21 protein-coding genes and 3 pseudogenes are annotated in these 23851 nt (G+C 67.7%); 19 read left to right on the forward strand and 5 right to left on the reverse strand.

Going from position 1 to position 23851, the window contains the following annotated elements; genetic code table 11:
- Positions 1–50 precede the first annotated feature (50 nt).
- From dxs to L1066_RS09780, 4 genes and pseudogenes are all read left to right on the forward strand, one after another.
- Positions 51–1954: pseudogene (dxs, locus tag L1066_RS09765) on the forward strand (1-deoxy-D-xylulose-5-phosphate synthase).
- Positions 1935–3197, forward strand: coding sequence for a gluzincin family metallopeptidase (locus tag L1066_RS09770; protein WP_235736146.1), 1263 nt, complete (start codon positions 1935–1937; stop codon positions 3195–3197). The pseudogene dxs and the gene L1066_RS09770 overlap by 20 nt, the downstream one beginning before the upstream one ends.
- Before the next feature lie 286 nt (positions 3198–3483).
- A pseudogene (locus L1066_RS09775) lies at positions 3484–4337 on the forward strand (PAC2 family protein).
- 1 nt (position 4338) lies between these two features.
- On the forward strand, positions 4339–5211 hold the full coding sequence (locus L1066_RS09780; protein WP_235736147.1) for an acyl-CoA thioesterase: 873 nt from the start codon (positions 4339–4341) through the stop codon (positions 5209–5211).
- Between the two features lie 193 nt (positions 5212–5404).
- Here the strand turns inward: L1066_RS09780 and L1066_RS09785 are convergent, their stop codons facing one another.
- From L1066_RS09785 to L1066_RS09795, 3 genes are read right to left on the reverse strand one after another with little or no spacing between them, the layout of a single operon-like run.
- Positions 5405–6283 (reverse strand): MaoC family dehydratase, encoded by an 879-nt coding sequence (locus L1066_RS09785; protein WP_235736148.1) that lies wholly within the window; start codon positions 6281–6283, stop codon positions 5405–5407.
- 1 nt (position 6284) lies between these two features.
- On the reverse strand, positions 6285–7235 hold the full coding sequence (locus tag L1066_RS09790; protein WP_235736149.1) for a 3-oxoacyl-ACP reductase: 951 nt from the start codon (positions 7233–7235) through the stop codon (positions 6285–6287).
- Positions 7151–7486 (reverse strand): hypothetical protein, encoded by a 336-nt coding sequence (locus L1066_RS09795; protein WP_235736150.1) that lies wholly within the window; start codon positions 7484–7486, stop codon positions 7151–7153. The genes L1066_RS09790 and L1066_RS09795 overlap by 85 nt, the downstream gene beginning before the upstream one ends.
- Before the next feature lie 327 nt (positions 7487–7813).
- Here L1066_RS09795 and L1066_RS09800 point away from each other — a divergent pair, with 327 nt between their 5' ends.
- Positions 7814–9097: an acetyl-CoA C-acetyltransferase gene (locus L1066_RS09800; RefSeq protein ID WP_235736151.1), complete on the forward strand. Its 1284-nt coding sequence runs from the start codon at positions 7814–7816 to the stop codon at positions 9095–9097.
- A 67-nt stretch (positions 9098–9164) separates the two neighbouring features.
- On the opposite strand, the gene L1066_RS09805 is transcribed toward L1066_RS09800, so the two are convergent.
- On the reverse strand, positions 9165–9836 hold the full coding sequence (locus tag L1066_RS09805; RefSeq protein ID WP_235736152.1) for a TetR/AcrR family transcriptional regulator: 672 nt from the start codon (positions 9834–9836) through the stop codon (positions 9165–9167).
- 351 nt (positions 9837–10187) lie between these two features.
- On the opposite strand from L1066_RS09805, the gene L1066_RS09810 reads away from it, so the two are divergent.
- The 13 genes from L1066_RS09810 to L1066_RS09870 all read left to right on the forward strand — a co-directional run bounded on the left by L1066_RS09810 (position 10188) and on the right by L1066_RS09870 (position 20313).
- Positions 10188–10880, forward strand: coding sequence for a DNA-3-methyladenine glycosylase family protein (locus L1066_RS09810; protein ID WP_235736153.1), 693 nt, complete (start codon positions 10188–10190; stop codon positions 10878–10880).
- A gap of 128 nt (positions 10881–11008) precedes the next feature.
- A complete protein-coding gene (locus L1066_RS09815; protein WP_235736154.1) occupies positions 11009–11812 on the forward strand; it encodes an MlaE family ABC transporter permease in 804 nt (267 codons plus the stop codon).
- Between the two features lie 50 nt (positions 11813–11862).
- A complete protein-coding gene (locus tag L1066_RS09820; protein ID WP_235736155.1) occupies positions 11863–12681 on the forward strand; it encodes an MlaE family ABC transporter permease in 819 nt (272 codons plus the stop codon).
- Positions 12681–13700, forward strand: a complete 1020-nt coding sequence (locus tag L1066_RS09825) for an MCE family protein (protein ID WP_235736156.1) — start codon at positions 12681–12683, stop codon at positions 13698–13700. Before L1066_RS09820 ends, L1066_RS09825 begins: the two co-directional genes overlap by 1 nt.
- 1 nt (position 13701) lies before the next feature.
- Positions 13702–14391 (forward strand): MlaD family protein, encoded by a 690-nt coding sequence (locus L1066_RS09830; RefSeq protein WP_235736157.1) that lies wholly within the window; start codon positions 13702–13704, stop codon positions 14389–14391.
- Complete coding sequence (locus L1066_RS09835; RefSeq protein ID WP_235736158.1) at positions 14325–14729, forward strand: Mce/MlaD family protein; 405 nt, start codon at positions 14325–14327, stop codon at positions 14727–14729. The genes L1066_RS09830 and L1066_RS09835 overlap by 67 nt, the downstream gene beginning before the upstream one ends.
- Positions 14726–15136 (forward strand): MlaD family protein, encoded by a 411-nt coding sequence (locus tag L1066_RS25905; protein ID WP_235736159.1) that lies wholly within the window; start codon positions 14726–14728, stop codon positions 15134–15136. The genes L1066_RS09835 and L1066_RS25905 overlap by 4 nt, the downstream gene beginning before the upstream one ends.
- Entirely contained in the window at positions 15133–15702 is a 570-nt protein-coding gene (locus L1066_RS09845) for an MCE family protein (RefSeq protein WP_235736160.1), read from the forward strand. The genes L1066_RS25905 and L1066_RS09845 overlap by 4 nt, the downstream gene beginning before the upstream one ends.
- Positions 15699–16769 carry an MCE family protein gene (locus tag L1066_RS09850; RefSeq protein WP_235736161.1) on the forward strand — a complete coding sequence of 357 codons (1071 nt, stop codon included), beginning with the start codon at positions 15699–15701 and terminating at the stop codon, positions 16767–16769. Before L1066_RS09845 ends, L1066_RS09850 begins: the two co-directional genes overlap by 4 nt.
- Entirely contained in the window at positions 16769–17758 is a 990-nt protein-coding gene (locus L1066_RS09855) for an MCE family protein (RefSeq protein ID WP_235736162.1), read from the forward strand. The genes L1066_RS09850 and L1066_RS09855 overlap by 1 nt, the downstream gene beginning before the upstream one ends.
- A 97-nt stretch (positions 17759–17855) precedes the next feature.
- The gene (locus L1066_RS09860) at positions 17856–18860 is read left to right on the forward strand and encodes an MlaD family protein (protein ID WP_235736178.1); all 1005 of its coding nucleotides are present in this window, start codon (positions 17856–17858) and stop codon (positions 18858–18860) included.
- Between the two features lie 13 nt (positions 18861–18873).
- Positions 18874–19707 (forward strand): SDR family oxidoreductase, encoded by an 834-nt coding sequence (locus tag L1066_RS09865; protein WP_235736163.1) that lies wholly within the window; start codon positions 18874–18876, stop codon positions 19705–19707.
- 57 nt (positions 19708–19764) lie between these two features.
- Positions 19765–20313 (forward strand): carboxymuconolactone decarboxylase family protein, encoded by a 549-nt coding sequence (locus L1066_RS09870; RefSeq protein WP_235736164.1) that lies wholly within the window; start codon positions 19765–19767, stop codon positions 20311–20313.
- Position 20314: 1 nt separating this feature from the next.
- On the opposite strand, the gene L1066_RS09875 is transcribed toward L1066_RS09870, so the two are convergent.
- Complete coding sequence (locus L1066_RS09875) at positions 20315–21574, reverse strand: phospholipase D-like domain-containing protein (RefSeq protein ID WP_235736165.1); 1260 nt, start codon at positions 21572–21574, stop codon at positions 20315–20317.
- A gap of 49 nt (positions 21575–21623) precedes the next feature.
- Here L1066_RS09875 and uvrB point away from each other — a divergent pair.
- Positions 21624–23743, forward strand: a pseudogene (gene uvrB / locus L1066_RS09880) (excinuclease ABC subunit UvrB).
- The last annotated feature ends 108 nt before the right edge of the window (positions 23744–23851 follow it).

Raw genomic sequence — 23851 nt, forward strand, 5'->3', positions numbered from 1 at the left:
CCGGTGGTCGCGCTCCTGCGGCCACGGCCCCGGACCGGAGGACGACACACATGGGTTACCTGGCGTCGATCACGACCCCCAGGGACCTGCAGGACCTGTCCGAGGAGCAGTTGACTGCCCTCGCCGTCGAGATCCGCGAGCGGTTGGTGGGTGTCTGCTCCCGCACCGGCGGTCACCTCGGCCCCAATCTCGGTGTCGTCGAACTGACCATGGCCATCCACCGGGTCTTCGAGTCGCCGCGCGACCGGATCGTCTTCGACACCGGCCACCAGACCTACGTCCACAAGCTGCTCACCGGCCGGGCCGACCGCTTCGACACGCTGCGGCAGGAGCACGGCCTCTCCGGCTACCCCAGCCAGCGGGAGTCCGAGCATGACATCGTCGAGAACTCCCATGCGTCAACGGCGCTCTCCTACGCCGACGGCCTTGCCAAGGCATATCGCATCAAGGGTGAGGAGCGCCATGTCGTCGCCGTCATCGGCGACGGAGCGCTGACCGGTGGCATGGCCTGGGAGGCCCTCAACAACATCGCGATCGCCAAGGACAGCCGCCTCGTGATCGTGGTCAACGACAACGAGCGCTCCTACACCCCGACCATCGGCGGGCTGGCCACTGCGCTCACCACGCTGCGCACCAACCCGCGCTACGAGGCTGCTCTCGACCAGGTCAAGCGCCGCCTCAACGCCGTGCCTGGTGTCGGTCCTGCCGCCTACGACGCGCTGCACGCGATCAAGAAGGGCATGAAGGACGCGCTCGCTCCGCAGGGCCTCTTCGAAGACCTCGGCCTGAAGTACGTCGGGCCCGTCGACGGTCACGACCGTGCAGCCATGGAGCAGGCGCTGACCAAGGCCAAGGGCTTCGGCGGCCCGGTGATCGTGCACGCCCTCACCCGCAAGGGCCACGGCTACGACGCGGCCGAGAACCACGAGGCCGACCAGTTCCACGCGCTCGGTCCGTTCGACATCGCCTCGGGCGAGGAACCTCCCAAGGGCCGGGTCTGGACGGATGTCTTCTCCGAGGCGATCGTCGACCTGGGCGAACGTCGCCCTGACATCGTGGCGCTGACGGCGGCGATGATGCATCCCGTCGGTCTCGACGCCTTCGAACGTCGATTCCCCGAACGCACCTTCGATGTCGGCATCGCCGAGCAGCACGCGGCCACCTCCGCTGCGGGACTCGCCATGGGCGGCCTGCACCCGGTGGTCGCTGTCTATGCCACGTTCCTCAACCGTGCCTTCGACCAGGTGCTGATGGACGTCGCCCTCCACCGGTGCGGCGTGACCTTCGTGCTCGACCGGTCCGGTGTGACCGGCGACGACGGTGCCAGCCACAACGGCATGTGGGACATGTCGGTGCTGCAGGTGGTTCCCGGCCTGCGCCTCGCTGCGCCGCGTGACGCGGAACGGTTGGTCGAGCTGCTCGACGAGGCCGTCCGTGTGGACGATGCGCCCACGGTGCTCCGCTTCCCCAAGGGCCCGCCACCCCAGGAGATCCCTGCCTTGGAGCGGGTCGGATGGACCGACGTACTGCTGCGGCGCGGAGCGCCGGACGTGCTGCTGGTGGCCGTGGGATCGATGGCCCCGACCGCGCTCGACGCAGCAGTCCGACTCGAGGCACAGGGCATGGGGGTGACGGTCGTCGATCCGCGCTGGGTGAAGCCCATCGATCCGGCGCTCGTGCAGCTGGCTCGCCAGCACAAGCTCGTGGTCAGCATCGAGGACAACGGCGTCGTGGGAGGCGTCGGTTCCGTCCTGCTGCAGACCCTCAACGAGGCTGGAGTGCACACCCCGCTGCGGATCCGGGGGATACCGCAGGAGTTCTTCGACCATGCCAAGAGGGGGCGATCCTCGAGCGGATCGGTCTCACCGGGCCAGCGCTGGCGCGACAGATCACCGGCGAGCTTGCCGCGATCGAGCAGGAACGGATCCTGGCCGATGCGGACCGGGGCCACTAGGCGCGGCTGGGAGGGAGTCGCGCTGACGCTGGTCCTGATCCTGGGACTGGTCAGCGGTTGCGGGCTGGGCGAAGATGCTCCGGCGGAGGGCGGCAGGGCTGTCCAGAGCGATCTGCACCGCGAGGTCAAGATGCTGCTGAAGCAGCGGGTCCGCGCGGTTCGCAAGGGCAAGGTCGACCTGTTCCTCGACGGCCTCGTCGACGACCCGGTGCTCCGGCGTGATCAGCGCGCCTACTTCGAGAATCTTCGGCAGCTGCCGCTCGCCAACTTCGGCTACGCACTGCCCGACGACGGCGTGACCGCCAGCAGCAGCACCGGCCGGGTGATCGCGACCTTGTCGGTGGTGCTGGAACTGGACGGTTTCGACTCCGGGCCGGTGCGCACTCCCACCCGGATGACGCTGGAGCGCGAGCAGGACGGGGTCCTTCGCATCGTCGCGGCCCGCGACGAGGAGTACGAGGTCGAGCGCAACGCGGTGCCACAACCGTGGGACACCGTGCCCATCGAGGTGCTGAGCGGAAACGGCGTGCTCGGTATCTTCGACCGAGACAGTTGGCGCCGGGCGGGGGCGATCATCGCGGAGGTCGAGCAGGCGATCACCGAGGTGTCGGGCCGGGTTCCCTACGCCTGGCCCGAACGGGTGGTCGTCTACGCACTCTCCGACACCTCCTTCCTCGCCCGTCTCCCCGATCTGCCGGGCGACGACCCCGAACGTCTTGACGGGGTTGCCTTCCCGGTGCCGCTGCGTCCCGGCGCAGCCGAGTACGCCGGCACTCGCTTCCTGCTGCACCCGCGGATCCTCGAACGCACCCCGACTATGCGTGCGCGACTCATTCGTCACGAGCTGGTGCACGTGGCGCTGGGCCAGATGGACGACCGGGTGCCGGTCTGGCTCTCGGAGGGGCTCGCCGAGTACGTCTCGGTGCGGGCGTTGGCGCCGCAGGACCGGATGATTGCCCAGGACGCCGTCGCGGCGGCACGCAGCGGCATCAGTGCACTGCCCTCGGACGCCGCCTTCAACGGCAGTGACTCGTCGGCCAACTACGGAGTCGCGTGGTTTGCCTGTGAACACGTGGCAGCCGTCTACGGCGAGCAGGTGCTGTGGCGGCTCTTCGACGAGATGAGAGCCGATGGTGGAGTGGCCGACACCGATCAGGACCGGGTCCTGCTCGATGAGTTGGGCATCGACGGCGACACGCTGGCGAAGGCCGCGGGCTCGCGGATCGTCTCGGTCTTCGGCTGAGGTCGGCCCGGGTTCCACGCCACGATCGGTGGCGTGGGAGCAACTCCGTGAACCACTACGATGCTGCACATGCGTATGCGCTGCTCCGGACCACGTCGTGGGCGAGGTTGGCCTCAGCGTCATCGCGGCGGCATCGGGAACAGCCGGGGCGGGTGCGGTGTTGTCCCGTCGTCTGAATGTCTTCGGTCCGCCGTGCGGCCAACAGGAAAGGTGAGCGTCCTTGAATCTCGTGCACATCGTCGATGAGGTCCCGGAGCTGGAGCACCGCCCTGATCTCCCCCTGGTGGTGGCACTGGACGGATTCCTCGACGCCGGAAACGCGGCCACGTTGGCGGCCAAGCACATCAACCGGGCAGCGTCCGCGCCGGTCGTCGCGACCTTCGACGCCGATGAGTTCCACGACTACCGGGCCCGCCGCCCGGCAGTGACCTTCAGCCGCGACCACTACACCGACTACGCTGCGCCGCGCCTGGTCGTGCGGTTGGCGCGCGACGAGGTCGACACGCCGTACCTCCTGCTGACCGGTCCCGAGCCCGACGCTCGTTGGGAGGCCTTCGCGCGGGCCGTGAAGGAGGTGGTGGAGCGGTTCGAGGTCGGCTTGGTGCTCACCCTCGACTCGGTGCCGATGACGACCCCCACACGCGGGCGCTTCCGGTCACCCACTACGCCAACAACCCCGAGCGACTCGAGCAAGGCAACCTGTGGGACTCCGACCTGCGGGTACCCGCCTCCGCTCACGCGATGCTGTCAGTGAGGTTGGGGGAGTGGGGCCACGACGTTGCCGGCTATGTCGTGCACGTGCCGCACTACCTCTCGGAGTTCGACAACCCGGCCGCGGCACGCAGCCTGGTGAAGGGTGTCCAGGCCTCCACCGACCTCGTCTTCGACGTGGCGGAGCTCGACGAGGCTGCCAGGAAGCACGAGAGCCGGGTTGCCGAGCACCTCGAGGAGAACCCCGAGGTCGCGACCCTGGTTGCCGGGCTGGAGCAGCAGTACGACACGTTCCGCGCCGCCGAGCAGTCGGGCAAGAGCCTGCTGGCCGAGGGTGCAGCACTTCCGACCGGCGACGAGTTGGGCGCTGAGTTCGAACGGTTCCTGGCCGACCTCGACGGCCCCGATCAGCCCAAGGAGGGCAACTGACGTGCCCAGATCCACTGCGGAGCTGGTCGAGCTCTTCGACATCGAGAACATCGACGACAACCTCTTCCGGGGACGTCAGCCCGACACCACGCTGCAGCGAGTCTTCGGTGGTCAGGTGGCCGCGCAGGCACTGATCGCTGCCGCGCGCACCACGGACGGCAAGACGGTGCACTCGTTGCACTCCTACTTCCTGCACCCCGGTGACACGGCGGTCCCGATCGTGTATGACGTCGAGAACCTTCGTGATGGCCGTTCCTTCGCCACCCGGCGGGTGCTGGCGCGACAGCACGGACGGCCCATCTACGTGATGACCGCCAACTTCCAGGTGGCGGAGGAGGGGCTTGAGCACCAGGACGTGATGCCCGACGTACGGCCACCCGAGGAGGGCCTCACCCTGGCCCAGATCAACCACCGCGGCGGTGCCGACGAGGCCAGGGCAATGGCGCAGTGGGAGGCGGAGTGGGCAGCCCTCGACGTGCGCTACCTGGGCAACTCGAAGGTGGGCGGCGTCAGCGCCGACGGCGAGCGTCCGGCCCGCGCCCAGGTGTGGTTGCGGGCCGACGGCAGGCTGTCGGACGATCCGTTGGAGCATTTGGCGGCCTTCACCTATGCCAGCGACATGACCCTCATCAGTGCCGCGCTCGTGCCCTACGGGCTGCGTGTCGGATCGCCCGGCATGCAGGTCGCATCGTTGGACCACAGCATCTGGTTCCACAAGCCCTTCCGCGCCGACGAGTGGTGGCTCTACGACCAGCAGTCGCCCGCCGCCACCGGCGGACGGGGACTCGTCCTCGCCCGCGTCTTCACCCAGTCCGGCGACCTCGTCGCCACCGTCGCCCAGGAGGGCCTCATCCGCCAGCGCTCTTCTGGGTGAGCAATTTCCCGCCGCGCGTTGGTCCGGTGTGCGGGGGATCGCCAGTTGGCCGGGGCGTCCTCGCCGACCCGATAGGCGAAGTAGTAGGACTCGTGGCGACTTGACCCGCAAATTGCCTTCTTGGTGTGCGTGGCTACGCACACCAAGAAGGCAATTCCCCGCCCGGGCGGGGAATTGCCGCGTCTGGATTGGTTCAGAACGAGCGGGTGAACCCGACGACGTGGGGCGCGCCGGTGCGGGGGTTGGCGACGGCGAAGCGAACCTCGTCCCCGCGCTGCCGGAAGCCGAAGCGGACGGTGCCGGGGAGCAGGATCGGCTTCTTGAAGCCAGCCGTCACCTCGACCTGCTCGGGCAGACGGTTCTCGAAGCCGGCGACGGCCCGCGCCTTGGTCCACATGCCGTGCGCGATCTGCCGCGGGAATCCGAACGCCTTGGCGGTGAGCGGGTAGAGGTGGATCGGGTTGCTGTCACCGGAGACGGCGGCGTACTGGCGACCCAGGTTGCCGGGCAGTCGCCATGTGGCTGCGCCTTCGACCTGCTCACCGAACTCGGTGCCGCGGTCACCGTTCTCCTTGTCACCTCGACCGACCCGCAGGTACGTCGACGTGCTGGTCCAGAGCGTCTCCTCACCGGTGGTGACGGCCACCGACATGTCGAAGGCGGTCCCCTTGGTGTGCTGGCGCAGGTTCTCCGCACGCAGCTCGACGTCGACCACGTCACCTGCGCCGACGTGGGCGTAGCGGCTGATCCGGTTCTCCAGGTGCACGGTGCCGATGGCGGGGAACGGGAAGGCGGTGTCGCTCATCAGGGCCATGTGCAACGGGAAGGCCACCATGTGCAGATAGGTCAACGGCACCTCGTCACGGTGTGCGAAGCCGCACACGTCGGCATAGGAGCGGACGTGTGCGGCGTCGATCCGCACGCCTTCGCGACGCAGCACCAGGTCGGGGAGCTCGCGGCCGGTCTTGCGTACGCCGGGCAGCTGGTTGACACCGGGCACGGTGGGCAGGGCGGCCCGGAGCATGCCGGACAGTCCACCGCCCTCGCCCGAGATGATGCGGGTCTCGGTCATGTCAGGCACCCAGCATCATCTGGCCACAGACCCGCACCACGTTGCCGTTGACGGCGGTGGAGGCCGGGCTGGCGTACCAGGAGATGGTCTCGGCGACGTCGACGGGAAGTCCGCCCTGGCTCATGGCGTTGAGCCGCTGGCCGACCTCGCGAGTGGCGAACGGCACCGCTGCCGTCATCTGCGTGATGATGAAACCAGGGGCGACGGCGTTGATGGTGATGCCGTTGGCGAGCTCGCTCGCGAGCGAGTCGACGAAGCCGATCACGCCGGCCTTGGAAGCTGCGTAGTTGGTCTGCCCGACGTTGCCTGCGATACCGGCGATGGAGGCGACACCGATGATGCGCCCGTTGTCGTTGATGGCTCCCGCCTCCAGAAGAGCGCGGGTGATGAGTTCCGGAGCGGTGAGGTTGACCGCAATCACTGACGACCAGCGGTCCTCGGCCATGTTGGCGAGCTTCTTGTCGCGGGTGATGCCGGCGTTGTGGACGACGATGTCGACTGCGCCATGCTTCTCCGTGACATGGTGAGCGATGCGCTGCGGCGCGTCGGCGTGGGTGATGTCGAGGGTCAGGCTCTCGCCGTTCAGCTCCTTCATGACCGACGCCAGCTCGCTCGCGGCCTGCGGCACGTCGATGCCCAGGATGGTCGCGCCGTCGCGGTGCAGCACCCGCGCGATCTGCTCGCCGATGCCGCGGCTGGCGCCGGTGACGATCGCGATCTTGCCGGCCAGCGGGCGCGCCCAGTCCACGGTCGGAGCGCTCTTGCTTCCCTGGGCGCCGATACGGACGACCTGGCCGGAGACGTAGGCCGACTTGGGCGAGAGCAGGAAGGCCAGGGTCGAGTCGACAGCGGCCTCTGCACCCTCGCTCACGTAGACCAGCTGGACGGTGGAGCCCTTGCCGATCTCCTTGCCCAGCGAACGGGTGAAGCCTTCGAGGGCACGTTGGGCCACGCGCTCGCCCCCTCGAGCTGCTCGGGCGGGGTCCCGAGCACGACGACTCGCGCGCACGTCTCGAGCTGCCGCATCAACGGCGTGAAGAACTGTTGCAGCGCCACGAGGTCGGCACTGCTGGTGAGTCCGGTGGCGTCGAAGACGAGCCCCTTGGCGCGCTCGCCCTCGTTGAGTGCATCGGCATACGTGACGCCGAGGCCCTCGAGCTGTCCGGGAAGCAGGTCACGGAGGCGGCCGTGGCCGCCGAGCACGACGGTGCCGGAGACGAGGGAGCCCCGTCCTGCCAGCGCTCGAGCGGGGTCGGGTTGGGCAGTCCGAGGTTCTTGACCAGCATCTTGCCGATCGGGTTCTTCGTGAAGGCCTGGTAGCGGTCGCTCATCTGCATGTCCTCATCTGATGTCGCGGTTCCGGGGCCGTCCCGGAGGGTGCCTGTGTCGATCGTATGCAACACGTTGTGTAACTCGGAGTTAAGGTTTCGTGATCTCCGACTCATTCCTTTACTCATGAGTAACAACGGGGAAGGATAGTCGACAACGCCTCACGCGCGAGCCCCATCCAGATCCAGGAGTGACATCACCATGCAGGCAAGCACCCGCAGGGTCGCCATCATCGGCGGCAACCGCATCCCGTTCGCCCGGTCCAACAGCGTCTATGCCGACGCATCCAACCAGGAGATGCTCACGGCCGCCCTCGACGGCCTCGTCGAGCGATTCGGTCTCGAAGGCGAACAGCTCGGAGAGTTCGCCGCGGGCGCCGTGCTCAAGCACAGCCGTGACTTCAACCTCGCGCGCGAGGTCGTGCTGGGCTCCAAGCTCTCTGCCCGGACGCCCGCCTACGATCTCCAGCAGGCGTGCGGCACGGGTCTCCAGGCGGTCATCCAGGTCGCCAACAAGATTGCCCTCGGCCAGATCGAGGTCGGCGTCGCCGGCGGCTCCGACACCACCTCCGACGCTCCGCTCGCCGTTGGCGAGAAGCTGCGCAAGAAGCTGATCAAGGTCAACCAGGCGCGTGACACCAAGAGTCGCCTCGCGGCGCTCGCCAAGATCCGTCCCGGTGACGTCTCGCTGGCGATCCCGCAGAACTCCGAGCCTCGCACCGGTCTCTCCATGGGCGACCACCAGGCGCTGACGGCCCTTGAGTGGGGTATCACCCGTGAGGCCCAGGACGAGTTGGCCGCCGCGTCGCACCAGAAGCTCGCGGCGTCGTACGAGGCCGGGTTCCAGGACGACCTCATCACGCCGTTCCGCGGTGTCGAGCGGGACAACAACCTGCGTCCGGACTCGACGGTGGAGAAGCTCGCCAAGCTCAAGCCGGTGTTCGGCAAGGGCGAGGCGGCCACGATGACCGCGGGCAACTCCACTCCGCTCAGTGACGGTGCGTCCGTGGTGTTGCTCGCCTCCGAGGAATGGGCGAAGGAGCACGACCTGCCGGTGCTGGCCTACCTCACGGCCTACGAGACCGCTGCCGTCGACTACGTCGGTGGCGACGAGGGCCTGCTCATGGCGCCGGCCTACGCCGTGGCGCAGATGCTGACCCGCGAGGGCCTGAGCCTGCAGGACTTCGACTTCTACGAGATCCACGAGGCCTTCGCCTCGCAGGTGCTCTCCACGCTCAAGGCTTGGGAGTCCCCGGTCTTCTGCAAGGAGCGCCTGGGGCTCGACGCCCCGCTCGGTGAGGTCGACCGCGACAAGCTCAACGTCAACGGCTCCTCGCTGGCGGCCGCGCACCCGTTCGCCGCCACCGGTGGTCGCATCGTCCCGGTGCTGGCCAAGCTCCTGGCCGAGAAGGGATCCGGCCGTGGCCTGATCTCCATCTGCGCTGCCGGCGGTCAAGGGGTCGTGGCGATCCTCGAGCGTCCCTGATCGATGCTGAACCAGCCGGTCGGACCCGTCGGGTCCGACCGGCTGTTGCATTGTCGGCTCCGCAGCCTCAGCCGCGGGCGAGCGTCAGGCTGCTGAGCACGAGGTACTCGCGGACCCGGTCCGTCGAGAGCGACTTGGTGGTGGGGATGCCCGGCGCTGCCTCGCTGATGAACAGCCCCACCCGGGCCAGTTGCAGGGCCCCGAGCCCGGAGGCATACATGTAGTTCGCGAGTACGTCGGTGTCGGCGATGGTGAACTTGCCGGCCGCCACCCCCGCCTCGAGCGTCGCCTTCAAGATCGCGAGACAACCCGCGATCGACCGCCCCAGCCGGAAGAGGGCTGCCTCGGAGATCTCGTCGAAGAGCTCTGGGCCCGGTCGTCGCATCAGCATCTGGGCGCACTCCACGAACGCCGGGTGTGCGACGCCGTAGTCGACGAACGTGCCGACGGTGCTGATCAGACGCTCCTCGGGGTCGCCGTCGCTGATGGCCGACATGCGCGCCATCAGCTCGTCGAGATAGCCGACCAGCGTCAATGCGAAGAGTTCCTCCTTGCCGGAGAAGTGTCGATAGATGATCGCGCGATTGGTGCCGACCAACTTCGCGATGTCGTCGATGTGTACGTCGCGCACGCCGCGCTCGTCGAAGAGGGTGCGGGTGGCGAGGAGGATCTCCTTCTCGCGCTTGCGGCGGCGGGTCGCAGCGGCGGAACGGCGTCCGTCCACGGGGGCCTCAGTCATGACGGCATGCTACGCGATGTGCAACTCACTGTCGCACGTCATGTGGACACGTGTTCGCCGACGGACCGCAGCGCTGGCGGGAGGCGCTGAGCTGTCGGGAGCACCTCCTAGGGTGGTCCCCATGGCCGGCCGACCGCTCGAACGCACCTGGGTGCCCGACTGGCCCGTGCCGGTGGGCCAGGTGCTCGCACCGCTTCGTCGCGGAGCCGGCGACCCGACGTACGCAGTGACCCCGACGGTGCGCACTGGCGTGCCGCACTCACCCCGGCGGGACCGGGGACGCTCCGCATCGACGTCGATGCCGCCGCCGGCACGGTGCGTGGATGCGGGTGGGGCGCGGGCGCGGCGTGGTTGCTCGACGGTCTGCCCGACCTGCTGGGGGCGGCCGATGACTGGAGCGACTTCCGGGAGTTGCATCCACTCGTCTCACAGGCGCGGCGCGCCCATCCCCATTGGCGGATGGGCAGGACCGGGCTCCTCCACGATGCGCTCCTGCCTGCGATCCTCGAGCAGAAGGTGACGGGACAGGAGGCCTTCACCGGCTACCGCCGCCTCGTCCGAGGATTCGGCTGCCGCGCCCCGGGCCCGGACGACGGTCCGCCGTTGTGGTGCCCGCCCACGCCCGAGGCCGTGGCGACGATCCCGAGCTGGGAATGGTTGCGGCTCCCGGTGGATCCGGCCCGCTCGCGCGCGGCGGTCACTGCCGCGCGTTCGGCCGCTGCCCTGCAGCGGGGCCTGTCGTCGGGGAGCGAGGTGCTCGACAGGCGACTGCGTTCACTGCCGGGCGTCGGCGTCTGGACGAGCGCGGAGACGCGGGCGCGGGCGTTGGGGGACCCCGATGCCGTGAGCTTCGGCGACTTCCACGTTGCCAAGGACGTCGGTTGGGCATTGACCGGCCGCCCCGTCGACGATGCCGCGATGGAGGAGCTCCTGGAGCCGTGGCGGGGTCATCGGCGCCGGGTCACGGTCCTGCTGGCCCTCGCCGGCGGAAGGCGTCCCCGGCGCGGGCCACGGATGGCGCCGAGGCATCACCTCCCGCGCTGAGGTTCGTTCATCGAGATGACAGGTCTGCACCTCGATCTGTGGCAGAGTGCCGTTGCGGATGTGACGTAACTAACGTTTACTACATGCGTTGCACCTTTGGTCGACGACCGCGAGGAGAAGCGATAGCCATGGCAGCACAGGCGGGAGGCGGCGTGTCGAACAGCCTTGCTGGCCGGGTCACCACCGACCTCGTCGGCCGTGGCCGCAGCGGCTTGGAGACCGCCGGGGCGATGATCGTCCTGGGCATCGAAGCGTTGGTCGTCGCGGTCCGCGACATCGCCACGCGCAAGTTCTCCTGGTCGGAGTTCTTGCTGCAGGCCTGGTTCATGAGCCGGGTCTCGGTGCTGCCGACCATCCTCGTGGCGATCCCGTTCGGGATCATCGTCTCGATCCAGATCGGTGGCGTCGCCGGCCAGATCGGTGCGCAGAGCTTCTCCGGGGCAGTCAACGGCATCGGCGTGCTGCGCCAGGGCGCGCCACTCGTCACGTCGATCATGATCGCCGGTGCCGTCGGCGCCGCCATCACCTCGGACCTCGGCGCCCGCACCATCCGCGAAGAGGTCGACGCGCTCAAGGTGATGGGCATCAATCCCGTGCAGCGCCTGGTCGCGCCGCGTGTGGTCGCTGCGCTGGTCGTCGCCTTCTTCCTCAACGTGGTCGTCGCGGTGACCTCGATCATCACCGGATACACCCTCAACGTGGGCGGAGGCGCGGTCAGCTCCGGCACCTACATCTCCGCATTCGTGTCCTTCGCGCAGCCGACGGACCTCTTCCTGGCCAGCTTCAAGGCGGTGATCTTCGGCTTCATCGCCACCATCGTGGCCTGCCACAAGGGGCTGACCGCCAACGGCGGCCCGAAGGGGTGGCCGACGCGGTCAACGAGGCCGTCGTCATCAGCATCATCTCGCTGGCCGTCGTCAACGTCGCGCTGACCCAGGCCTACGTCATGTTGGCCCCAGCCAGGATTGCGTGAGGGGCGACGATGGCCAAGGTCACCAGCGGACTGCAGAACAACCTGATCAGGTTCGGCGACTTCGCCTGGTTCTCCTGGACCGCGTTCGCGGGTGCCCAGTTCACCTTGCGGCGCTACTACAAGGAGGTCCTGCGACAACTGGCTGACATCTCCTGGGGCACCGGCGCGCTCCTGGTCGGCGGTGGCACGGTCGGCGTGATGGTGCTGCTCTCACTCTCCGCCGGCACGTCGCTGGGCATCGAAGGATTCAACGGCCTGGAGTTGCTCGGACTCGCTCCACTCACTGGCTTCGTCTCGGCCGGCGTCAACACCCGGGAGCTGGCACCACTCGTGGCGGCGCTGGCCCTCGGCGGTCAGGTCGGGTGCAGGTTCACCGCCCAGATCGGGTCGATGCGGATCTCCGAGGAGATCGATGCGCTCGAGGTGATGGCGGTCGAGCCGATGCGCTACCTCGTGACCACCCGGGTGCTGGCAGCGCTGATGGCGATCATGCCGCTCTACCTGATCGGCCTGCTCGGTGCCTACGCAGCGTCGGAGTTTGCCGTCGTGGTGCTCTTCGACCAGTCACGTGGCACCTACGAGCACTACTTCTATTCGTTCATCGACGCCCGGGACATCTTCTACTCGTGCGTCAAGATCTTCATCTTCGCGATCCTGGTGGCCCTCATCCACTGCTGGTACGGATACCGCGCCGGGAGCGGTCCCCAGGGAGTGGGAGAGGCGACCGGCAGGGCGATCCGCGCCAGCATCGTCGCGGTGGTGGTCTGCGACATGATCCTCACCCTGGTCTTCTGGGGATCCGATCCGGGCTTCAGGGTGGCCGGCTGATGAGCGCCTCCAAGCAGGTCCAGACGCTGCGGGCCGGCGTCATCGTCGTCGTGCTCCTGGCCCTCCTCGCGTTGTTGCTCGCCTACTCGTTCGGCAGGTTCGACGACAACGTCGAGGTCACGGCGAAGCTCGACACCGCAGGCGGCGCCCTCGAGAAGGGCGCCGAGGTGAAGCTGGACGGCGTGGTCGTCGGCACGGTCCGTTCGATCGACCCCGCCAGCAAGGGCATCGAGCTCAAGCTCGACATCGATCCCGAGGTCGCCGAGCGGGTGCCGGCCAATGCCACGGTCCGGGTGCTGCCGATCAGCATCTTCGGCGCGGCCTACGTCGAACTGCTGCGTCCCGACAGGGCCGAGGGTCATGTGAAGGCCCGGACGGTCCTCCACCAGGACACCTCGGCGACGACGATCGAGCTGGGCGACCTGCTCGAGGAGACCCAGGCACTCGTCGACGCCCTCGGCCCGGCCGAGCTCGCCACGGCGCTCGAGACCTTCGCCGCCACCCTCGACGGACGCGGCGAGGAGATCGGCGAGATGGTCGAGACGGCCGAGCGTGCGGTCGCGCGGCTGGATCCCCTGATGCCCCTCATCAGGCAGGACCTGAGGCTTGCCACGGTCACGGCCGTCACGATCAGCGAGATGACCCCCAACATGTTCACCGCCCTGCGCGGCCTGGTGGCCGTCAGCCAGACCCTGATCGACCGGGAGGACGCCTTCCAGAAGGTGTTGGCCCGCTTCGACAAGGCCGGCAGCGGTGTGGAGGAGGTCGTGAGCAGGAACGACAGGGCACTGCGCGAGGGCATCCCCTACATCCGCCGGGTCGTGAGCGCGATGTACGTGGCGAGGGGCGACGTACCCCGCACGTTCGCCGCGGTCACCGCCCTGGCCTCGGGTGCCCTTCCTGCGCTGCAGTTCGGTCCCTACATGCGCATCGATGCCGACATCCGGTTGAGCGACGAGCGCAACTACGGGCCCGGCGACTGCCCCAGCTACGGCGGCCTGCGCGGAAGGGGGTGCTGACATGGAGAAGGGGGTCAAGGCGATCGCCGTCAAGTTCGGCATCTTCGCCCTCGTCGCCATCCTGGGTTTCATCGCGCTCTACAACACGATGACCAACGACGTCGGGGGAGACCAGCACACCCTCAAGGCAGAGTTCGAGAACGTCAGTGGCCTGAGACAGGGCGACGACGTACGCATCTCCGGGGTGAAGGTCGGCCGGGTGGAGAAGGTCGAGACCTATGAGGCCGACGGGACGCGTCGAGCCCGGGTGACCATGCGGGTCCAGAAGGACCAGGCGATCAGCGACACCACCCACGTGACGATGCGCTACCAGAACCTGCTGGGCCAGAAGTACCTCGCCCTGACCCCGGGCAACAAGCCGGGGACCAAGCTGAAGGACGGCGAGACCATCAGGATCGGTCGGACCAGCCCGGGCTTCGACCTGACGGCCCTGCTCAACGGGTTCGAGCCGCTCTTCAACGTGCTCTCACCGGACGACATGAACACGCTGGCCGAGAACATCGTCTCCGTCCTGCAGGGGAGTCCGGCAGTGTCGAGCTCCTGCTCTCCCAGACCGCTGACTTCACGACCTTCCTCGCTGATCGTGACGAGGTCTTCGACGAGGTGGTCTCCAACCTGGCGCCGGTGGTCGACAACCTCGCCAGCAACTCCGAGCAGTTCGACACGGCACTGGTGGAGCTCCGCAGGCTGATGCGCGGACTCAACGAAGGAAGTGACGAGTTCTTCGGGGCGCTCAGCGGCATCCGGGGCAACCTCGACGCCACCACCGAGCTCATCGGGGACCTGCGCCCGTCGGTGTCGGCGAGCATTGCTCGGATCCGGGAGCTGGGAGACACCGTCAGGCGCGGTACGCCGGTGATCACCGATGCGCTCGACGTCCTGCCCCTGATGGTGGGGGCCTTCGTCCGCTCGATGTCCTACGGAAGTCATCTGCAGGTCTACAACTGCTCACTCGGGCTCAGGCTGATCGGCGAGAAGCCCGTGTGGATCGGCAGCCCGAACGGGCTCCACTCGGAGGCGTGCTCGTGAAGATCGCAAAGACTCCGGCTGGATACCGCCGGGTGGGCGTGATCGGCGTCGCGGTGCTGGCGCTGGTCGCCGGGTTGATCGCGGCGACGTCCACCTTCCCGTTCGGGAAGAACACCTACACCGCCGAGCTCGAGCACACCGCCGGGTTGCGGGTGGGGGAAGAGGTCCAGGTGGCCGGCGTCGGCGTGGGCGACGTCACCAAGATCGAGTTGGACGGCAAGTCCGTCATCGTCGAGTTCACCGTCGACAACGACATCCGCCTCGGACGGGACACGACCGCCGAGGTCAAGGTGGCCACGCTGCTGGGAACCCACTTCCTGCTGATCAATCCACAGGGGGCGGTGAGCTCGACGACGAGCGTGTGCCGCTGGCCCAGACGAGGGTCCCGTTCAACCTCCAGGACGTGATCAACGAGACCGGCGACCTTGCCGCGGAGCTGGACGTCGACCTGATCAGTACGTCGCTCAACGAGGTGGCGCGGACCCTCAGCGCCAGCAGCGAGGAGTTCCTGCCCGCACTCGAGGGCATCTCGGAGCTCTCGAAGGTGTTGGCCCGCCACTCCGAGGACATCGGCACCCTGCTCGAGTCGACCAGCACGTTCAGCGACCAGCTGGCGGCCAACACCGAGGACATCACCGGGCTGATGCGACAGTCCAACATCTTGATGACCGCACTGCTGGCCAGGCGTCAGGACCTCCACGCGATGCTGGTCGACTTGAAGTCGCTGGGTGAGGAGCTGACCACGCTCTTCGAGGACAACCGCGGCAAGGTCGGCCCGATGCTGAACGCCCTCAACGACACGATCGACCTCTTCACCGACAACCACGAGATCCTCGGCCAGGTCGCCGAGTTGCTCGGACCCACGGCCCGCTACTTCGCCAACGCGACCGGCGCAGGCTCCTGGCTCGACCAGTACATGCCGGAGGCGACACCCGACGGGGTCCGATGCCTGCAGGAGGGGAACTGCCGATGAGTGTCACCTGGATGCGTCGCGCCGCGGCAGCCGTCGCGGCTTGCATGGTGCTCCCACTGGGGATGGCCGGGTGCGGTCTCCTCGGCGACGACACCTACACGCTCAAGGTCGAGCTGGAGACGTCTTCCGGGCTCTTCGTCGGCAACGACGTGGGGGTGCTCGGGGTGCCGGTGGGTGAGGTGACGTCCATCGAGCCCAAGGGCGACCACGTGCTGGTGACGCTCGAGGTCGACAGCGACGTCAAGGTGCCCGAGGATGCCGGCGCCGTGGTGGTGTCGCGTTCGATGGCGACCGACCGCTACGTCGAGCTGACTCCGGTCTGGTCCGAGGGACCGACGATGAAGGACGGCGCAGTCATCGAGCCCTCCCGCACCCGGACACCGGTGGAGTGGGACGAGGTGCTCGGCGCCATCGACACCTTGGCCGAGGGCCTCAACGGTCAGGGCAAGGACGGCGTCCCGATCAAGCGCCTCATCAACCGCACGGCGAAGCTCTTCGACGGCAACGGACAAGTGGTGCGTGACACGATCACCAACCTCGTCACCGGCACCGGCGTCTTCGCCGAGCACAGCGACAGCTTCGTCAACGCGCTCGAGAACCTCGATGTGCTGACCCGGGAGATCGCTGCCAACCAGGTGGTGGCTCGCGAGTTCATCGACAACGTCTCGCAGGCGACGGCGCTGATCGACGACGAGAAGCAGAACCTGACCGATGCCAGCGAGAGCATCGCCGAGACCATCCGCCTGCTCGGCGTCTTCGTGAAGCGCAACGAGAAGTTGCTCGGGAGCACGGCGACCCGCATCGAGGACCTCTCTGCTCGCTTCCTGCGCCACGAGGAGTCCTTCTCCGAAGGATTGCGGGTGATGCCGGTTGCCATGGAGAACCTGGGGCGCGCCATCAACGACAAGGGGCGACTCGACGTCAAGCTGCCCTTCCTCACGATCCTGCCCGGGGCGGACGTGGTCAACGGGCTGTGCACGTTGCTGCCGACGGGGCTGTGCGACGTCCTCGGGCCCGACCTGAACCTCGAGGAGATCCTCGAGATCCTGCTCGGAGGTGGTGGGTGATGGCGCGGATGCACACGATGATCGGCGCGGCCCTCGCGTTGGCCCTGGGGGTCAGTGGGTGCTCGGCCCTCAACGCCGAGAACATTCCGTCGCGCAGCGGGATCGAGGACGGCTATGAGCTCACCGTCCTCTTCCCGGACGCCCTCAACCTGGCCAACGGCGCCACCGTGAAGATCGACGGGGCCAAGGTCGGCAAGGTGAAGGACGTGTCGACCGAGAACTTCCAGGCCAAGGTCGAGCTGGTCATCGACGGCAGGACGCAACTGCCGGAGGGCACCGTCTTCCGACTGCGTCCCACGACCGCGCTGGGCGAGCTCTTCGTCGAGGTGCTGCGAGGCGAGGGCGCGGAGGCGATCGAGCCGGGCGCCGTCATCCCGATCGCGGACACCCGCGGTGCGCCGACCGTCGAGGACGGGCTGGCCGCGGCCTCCCTGCTGATCAACGGCGGTTCGCTGAGCCAGATCAAGACGATCGTCAGCGAGGTCAACGACTCCCTCAACGGCCGTACCGACACGGTTCGCAGCCTCCTGCACGGGGCCAACGACCTGCTCACCAGCCTCAATGACGGCAGGGAAGACCTCGACCACCTGCTGCGAGCGCTCGCCCGGACCTCACGCCTGCTCAACGAGCGGGAGGACGAGATCAACGAGGCCATCGAGATCGCCGCACCTGCGGCGCGGGTCCTGGCTCGCAACACCCCGCAGGTCACGGCCCTGCTCACCCAGATCGAGTCCATGAGCGAGACCGTCGACGGGTTGGTCACGGCCACCCGCTCCGACCTGACCAGGACGCTCAGGGAGCTGGAACCCGTCGTGGCGGCCATCGTGGGGAGCAAGGCGAAGGCGAAGACCTCGCTGTTGGAGATCCAGAAGTTGGCGCCGGCCCTCGACAACGCCGTTCCCACCGACTACCTCAACCTGATGCTGGTGCTCTCGCTGTCTGCAGAGACCCTGTTCGGCACCGGCGACGATCCGGGGGCGAGTCGATGAAGAACAAGGCTGCGGCCCAGGCGTCGCTGCGCAAGCTCGTCCTCGGCGCGATCGTGCTCGCCGGAGTCTTCTTCGTCTGCGTCGCCCTGATCCTCGGCTGGATCCTGAAGGCGCCGATCGGCAAGGAGCGACCCGAGATCACCGTCAGCATGCCGCGTACGGGGGCCTCTTCGAAGGATCAGCGGCGACCTATCGAGGCGTCGAGGTCGGCCGGGTCACGAGGATCGAGCTCAGCAGGACCACCGAGGGCATCGACGTCACCGTGCGGCTGGATCCCGGAGTGGAGGTGCCCGAGGACTCCGCGGCCAAGGTCCGGAGCCTCTCTCCGGTCGGGGAGCAGTACGTCGACTTCCGGCCGGCCTCGTCCGGTGGTCCCTTCCTCGCCGATGGTGACCGCGTCACCGCCACGGCTGAGGACCTCCCGGTCTCCATCGCCAAGATGGTCTCCGGATTGCAGTCGGCGCTCCGGCAGGTCGACCCCGACAAGGTCCGCACGGTGCTCAAGGAGGTCAACATCGCCTTCGAGGGGAGCTCTGAGGATCTCCGCCAGCTCGTCGACAACACCGAGCTGTTGCTCGAGACGGTCGACACGAGCCTGCCGACTCTCGAACGGTTCCTCGAGAACGGGAGGACCAGCCTCCAGATCTTCGTCGACAACCGGGAGCAGCTGCTGGGGTTTGCGGCAGCTGCCGCTCGGATCGGCACCTGGTACGTCGCCTGGGACCCGACGGTGCGCACCCTCCTGACCCAGGTGCCGAGGGACCTGGTGCACTTCAACACGCTGGTCTCCGACCTCGACCGGCGTCTCCCGGACTTCCTCGACCAGGTCAACGAGTTCGGGCTGCTGCTGGCTCGGCACGCGCCCGCCCTGCAGGCCACCCTGGAGATGGTGCCCTACGGACTGGGGCGTTTCGCCAGCGTGATGCGCAACGGCTACATGAACGTGACCGCCAACCTCAATGGCCAGAAGACATGCGACTACGGCTCGCAGCGGCGCAACCCCACCCATGTCGACCGACAGGCTCCCGACCTGGACGGTCAATGCGGGGACGGTGCGCCGTGGCGCGGTGCCAACCACGCGCCGCCGGCGCTGCCGCACTGATCACAGGCAAGGAGTGAGCGAATTGTTGAAGCGTCGTGGGGTCAGGGACCTCTCCGACAAGCAGGTCTTCGTGACGGGGGCCGCCAGCGGCATCGGTCGCGCCACGGCTCTCCAGGCGGCCCGGGAGGGCGCCGTGCTGCACCTGACCGACCGCAACGCCGAGCCGTTGGCAGCGACGGCGGAGGCGATCCGTGGGCTCGGTGGCAGGGTCGGGCTCGTGGACGCCTGCGACATCAGCGACCATGCTGCCGTCGCCGAGCTCGCGAGGCGACTCACCCGGGAGTACGGCGCCATGGACGTCCTCGCCAACGTCGCGGGCATCTCCATGTGGGGCACGCCCCGCTCCCTCGAGCACGAGCAGTGGCGCAGCCTGGTCGACGTGAACCTCATGGGTCCGATCCACGTGATCGAGGAGTTGGTGCCACCGATGATCGATGCCGGTCGCGGCGGGCACCTGGTCAACGTCTCCTCCGCGGCCGGCATCATCGGCATGCCGTGGCACGCCGCCTACTCGGCCAGCAAGTTCGGCCTCCGCGGTGTCTCGGAGGTGCTCCGCTTCGACCTGCGTCGCCACCGGATCGGGGTCAGCCTCGTGTGTCCCGGCGGCGTGGACACCGGGCTCACCGACACGATCGTGATCGCCGGCGTCGACACCTCGACCCCGCGGTTCCTGAAGGCACGCGATCGCTTCAAGGGGCACGCGGTCACCCCCGAACAGGCGGCGGAGTCCCTGTGGCGAGGGTGCGGCGCAACCGCTTCTGGGTCTACACGTCGACCGACATCAGGCTGGCGCACCTGCTCCAGCGCTACTTCCCGCCCGGTTACGACGCGATCATGCGGCTGTTGAACTGGGGGCCAACAAGGCGCTCCCCGAGGTCGAGAAGGCGCGGCGGGAGGCCGCGACGTGAGCTCCACCGCGCGGATCTCCCGGGGCGGCCTCCGGCAGGTCGGCCCCTTCGTCTGGCTCTTCTCCAGGGTCGCGGGCCGGGTCGCGGGCACCGAGCCCCCGGGCGTGTTCCTGACCCTGGGCCGCAACCGCCGCCTCTTCTGGGGTTGGCTCCACTTCGCCGGTCGTCTGATGCCCGGGGGCAGGCTTCCGCGGCGGGAGACCGAGCTCGTCATCCTCCGGGTGGCGGCCCGCGCGGGCTCCGACTACGAGTGGGCGCAGCACGCCACGATGGGGGAGAAGGCGGGCCTCACCCCACCCGAGCTCGCTGCCCTGGGCGACGTGGGCGACGGGTCGACGTATGCATGGGGAGCGCGCGACGGGATGCTCGTCGCGGTCACTGATGAGCTCCTCGAGCGCCACGACCTGAGCGACGAGACCTGGGGCCTGATGGCCGAGCACCTCGACGAACGCACCCGCATCGAGTTGGTGATGCTGGTCGGTCACTACCGGATGCTGGCCACCGCGTTGCAGACGTTGCGGGTGGTGCCCGACCGGCCGCGCTGACTCACAGGAGTGGGCGCAACGGGGTCAGCACGGCCTCGGTGAAGCGTCGGTAGATGTCACGCGACTCCCACTCGCCGCTCGTGAGCTCCACGCTGTTCGTCAGGTCCAGCTCGAAGATCCGCTCCATCACCTGGGCCATGCCCGGGTCGATGATCTCCACGTTGATCTCGTAGTTGCCCGTCATCGACAACCGGTCGACGTTGGCGGTGCCGACGGTGGTCCAGTTGCCGTCGATCGTGGCGGTCTTCGCGTGCACCATCGCGTCGCGGAAACGGAAGACCCGGATGCCTGCGTCGAGGAGTTGGCTGAAGTACCCACGCGAGATCCAGTCGGCCACGATGTGGTTGGACTTGCGCGGCAGCAGCAGTCGTACGTCGACCCCGCGCCTCGCCGCTGCCACCATCGCGTCGACGAAGTCCTGGTCGGGGATGAAGTAGGCGTGGGTCAGCCAGATGTTGCGGGTGGCCCGGTTGATCGCCTCGAGATACATGCCGCGGATGGGGAACATCCACAACCGCGGCACGTTGCGGTGCAACCGGATCCGCGGCTCCCAGTCGGAGGCGGTCTCCAACAGCAGCGGTCGTTCACTGCGGCGGAAGCGCTTGCGCCGGTTGAGGTTCCAGAAGTCGGCGAAGGCGCGCTTGAGGTCCCACACCCCATGGCCGGTGATCCTGATGTGGGTGTCGCGCCACTCCGTGGCATATGCGGTGCCGATGTTGTAGCCGCCGACGAAGGCGACCTCCTCGTCCACGATCAGGATCTTGCGGTGGTTGCGGCCGTAGCGGCTGATGTCGAAGAAGCGCAGCCCCGCGTTGTAGACGGGGTAGGGGAGCACCTTCAGCTGGGGCGGGAACCGCTTGAACCGCGGATCCACCACCAGGTTGGCGAAGGAGTCATAGATGATGTGGACGTCGACCCCGCGGCTCGCGGCATCGATGAGCGCCTGCTTGAACTGCTCGCCGACCTCGTCGCCCTTCCAGATGTAGGTCTCGAGGAGCACCTGCTTGCGGGCGCCCTCGATGGCCTTCAACATGTCGTCGTAGAGGTCCTGACCGTAGGTGTAGGTCGTGATCGTGCCGTCTCCCACCTCGGCGGTGGCGGGACCCGAGGTCGGGAACGGTTTCGGCTTGCGGTTGCGACGTCGATAGGAGTCGACCAGGGTCAGGCCGAGGGCGAGCAGGATCTGCACGCCGAACACCGTGAGCAGGGTGCGGCGTACGACGGGGAACACCCGCGAGCGCGGGGCCAGACTCCTGAGCACGACCCAATCCAAGCATGTTGTGTCGGGACGTGCTCGTAGGCTGACCACCATGCGCCCCGTGACCGACCTCGAACGCCGAGTGGCACCCTTCAAGGTTGTCTCCGACTACCAGCCGTCCGGCGACCAGCCGACCGCCATCGCGGAGATCTCCAGACGGATCCACGACGGCGTCTCCGACATCGTGCTGCTGGGCGCAACGGGCACGGGCAAGACCGCGACGGTCGCCTGGGTCGCCGAGCAGATCCAGCGACCGATGCTGGTGCTGCAGCCCAACAAGACCCTGGCGGCTCAGTTCGCCAACGAGCTGCGCCATCTCTTCCCGGAGAACGCGGTCGAGTACTTCGTCAGCTACTACGACTACTACCAGCCCGAGGCCTACGTGCCTCAGACCGACACCTACATCGAGAAGGACTCCTCGATCAACGAGGAGGTCGAGCGGCTGCGCCACTCGGCCACCAACTCCCTGCTCACCCGGCGCGACGTCATCGTCGTCTCGACGGTGTCGTGCATCTACGGTCTGGGAACCCCGCAGGAATACGTCGATCGCATGCTCAAGCTCAAGGTGGGCGACGAGATCGAGCGCGACGACGTGTTGCGGCGCCTCGTCGACATCCAATACACGCGCAACGACCTCAGCTTCACGCGCGGCACCTTCCGGGTGCGCGGCGACACGTTGGAGATCTTCCCGGTCTACGAGGAGCTCGCCGTCCGGGTCGAGTTCTTCGGAGACGAGGTCGAGCGCCTGATGACGCTGCACCCGATCACGGGCGAGGTCATCACCGAGGACAGTGAGCTCCACGTCTTCCCGGCCACCCACTACGTTGCGGGCCCCGAGCGCATGGAGCGTGCCATCGCCGGGATCGAGGCGGAGCTGGTCGACCAGCTGGCCGACTTCGAGAGGCAGGGCAAGCTGCTCGAGGCCCAACGCCTCCGCATGCGCACCACCTACGACATCGAGATGATGCGGCAGGTGGGCTCCTGCTCGGGCATCGAGAACTACTCCATGCACATGGACGGCCGCGAGCGCGGCACGGCCCCCAACACGCTGCTCGACTACTTCCCCGAGGACTTCGTCCTGGTGATCGACGAGTCCCACGTGGCAGTGCCCCAGATCGGCGGCATGTACGAAGGCGACATGTCCCGCAAGCGCAACCTCGTCGACCACGGGTTCCGGCTGCCCAGCGCCATGGACAACCGACCGCTGCGTTGGGAGGAGTTCCTCGAGCGCATCGGGCAGACGATCTATCTCTCCGCGACCCCCGGCAACTACGAGCTCGACAAGGTGAGCAGCGGTGGCGGTGCTCCCGATGTCGTCGAGCAGATCATCCGTCCGACGGGCCTGATCGATCCCGAGGTGATCGTGCGACCGACCAAGGGCCAGATCGATGACCTGATCCACGAGATCAGGGACCGGGTCGCCAGGAACGAACGGGTCCTGGTCACCACGCTCACCAAGAAGATGTCCGAAGACCTCACCGACTACCTCCTGGAGGCCGGCGTCCGGACCCGCTACCTGCACTCCGAGGTCGACACCCTGCGGCGCATCGAGCTGCTGCGCGAGCTCCGTATGGGGAGTACGACGTCCTCGTCGGCATCAACCTCCTCCGTGAGGGCCTCGACCTGCCGGAGGTGTCGCTGGTCGCCATCCTCGACGCCGACAAGGAGGGGTTCCTGCGTTCGTCCAAGTCCCTCATCCAGACGATCGGCCGTGCGGCGCGCAACGTGTCCGGACAGGTCGTGATGTACGCCGACCGCATCACTGCCTCGATGGAGGAGGCGATCGACGAGACCAACCGTCGCCGCGCGATCCAGGTTGCCTACAACACCGAGCGAGGCATCGATCCGCAGCCGTTGCGCAAGCGCATCGCCGACATCACCGACATGCTCGCACGCGAGGACGAGACCACGGAGGAGCTGCTGGCCACGTGGGGCAAGGGCAAGGGTGGCAAGGCGATCGCCCCGGTGCCGGGGCTGTCGCGCATGTCCGACGACGGTCGTGCCGACACCGCTGGTCTGCCCTCGGCAGAGCTCGCCGACCTGGTGCAGCAGCTCACCGAACAGATGCATGCTGCCGCGGCCGATCTGCAGTTCGAAGTGGCGGCGCGACTCCGTGACGAGGTCTCCGACCTGAAGAAGGAATTGCGTCAGATGATTGAAGCCACCAAGTGATCCGAGCCTGATTCGGTCGTCACCTCCCCGTCAACCGGTCGTTGTGCAAGACAGTCGTCCCAGATGGTTGCGCACAGAACGAGAACACGTTCTAATATCGCGTGGCGT

It is taken from the genome of Nocardioides alcanivorans (assembly GCF_021555175.1).
Classification (GTDB): domain Bacteria; phylum Actinomycetota; class Actinomycetes; order Propionibacteriales; family Nocardioidaceae; genus Nocardioides; species Nocardioides alcanivorans.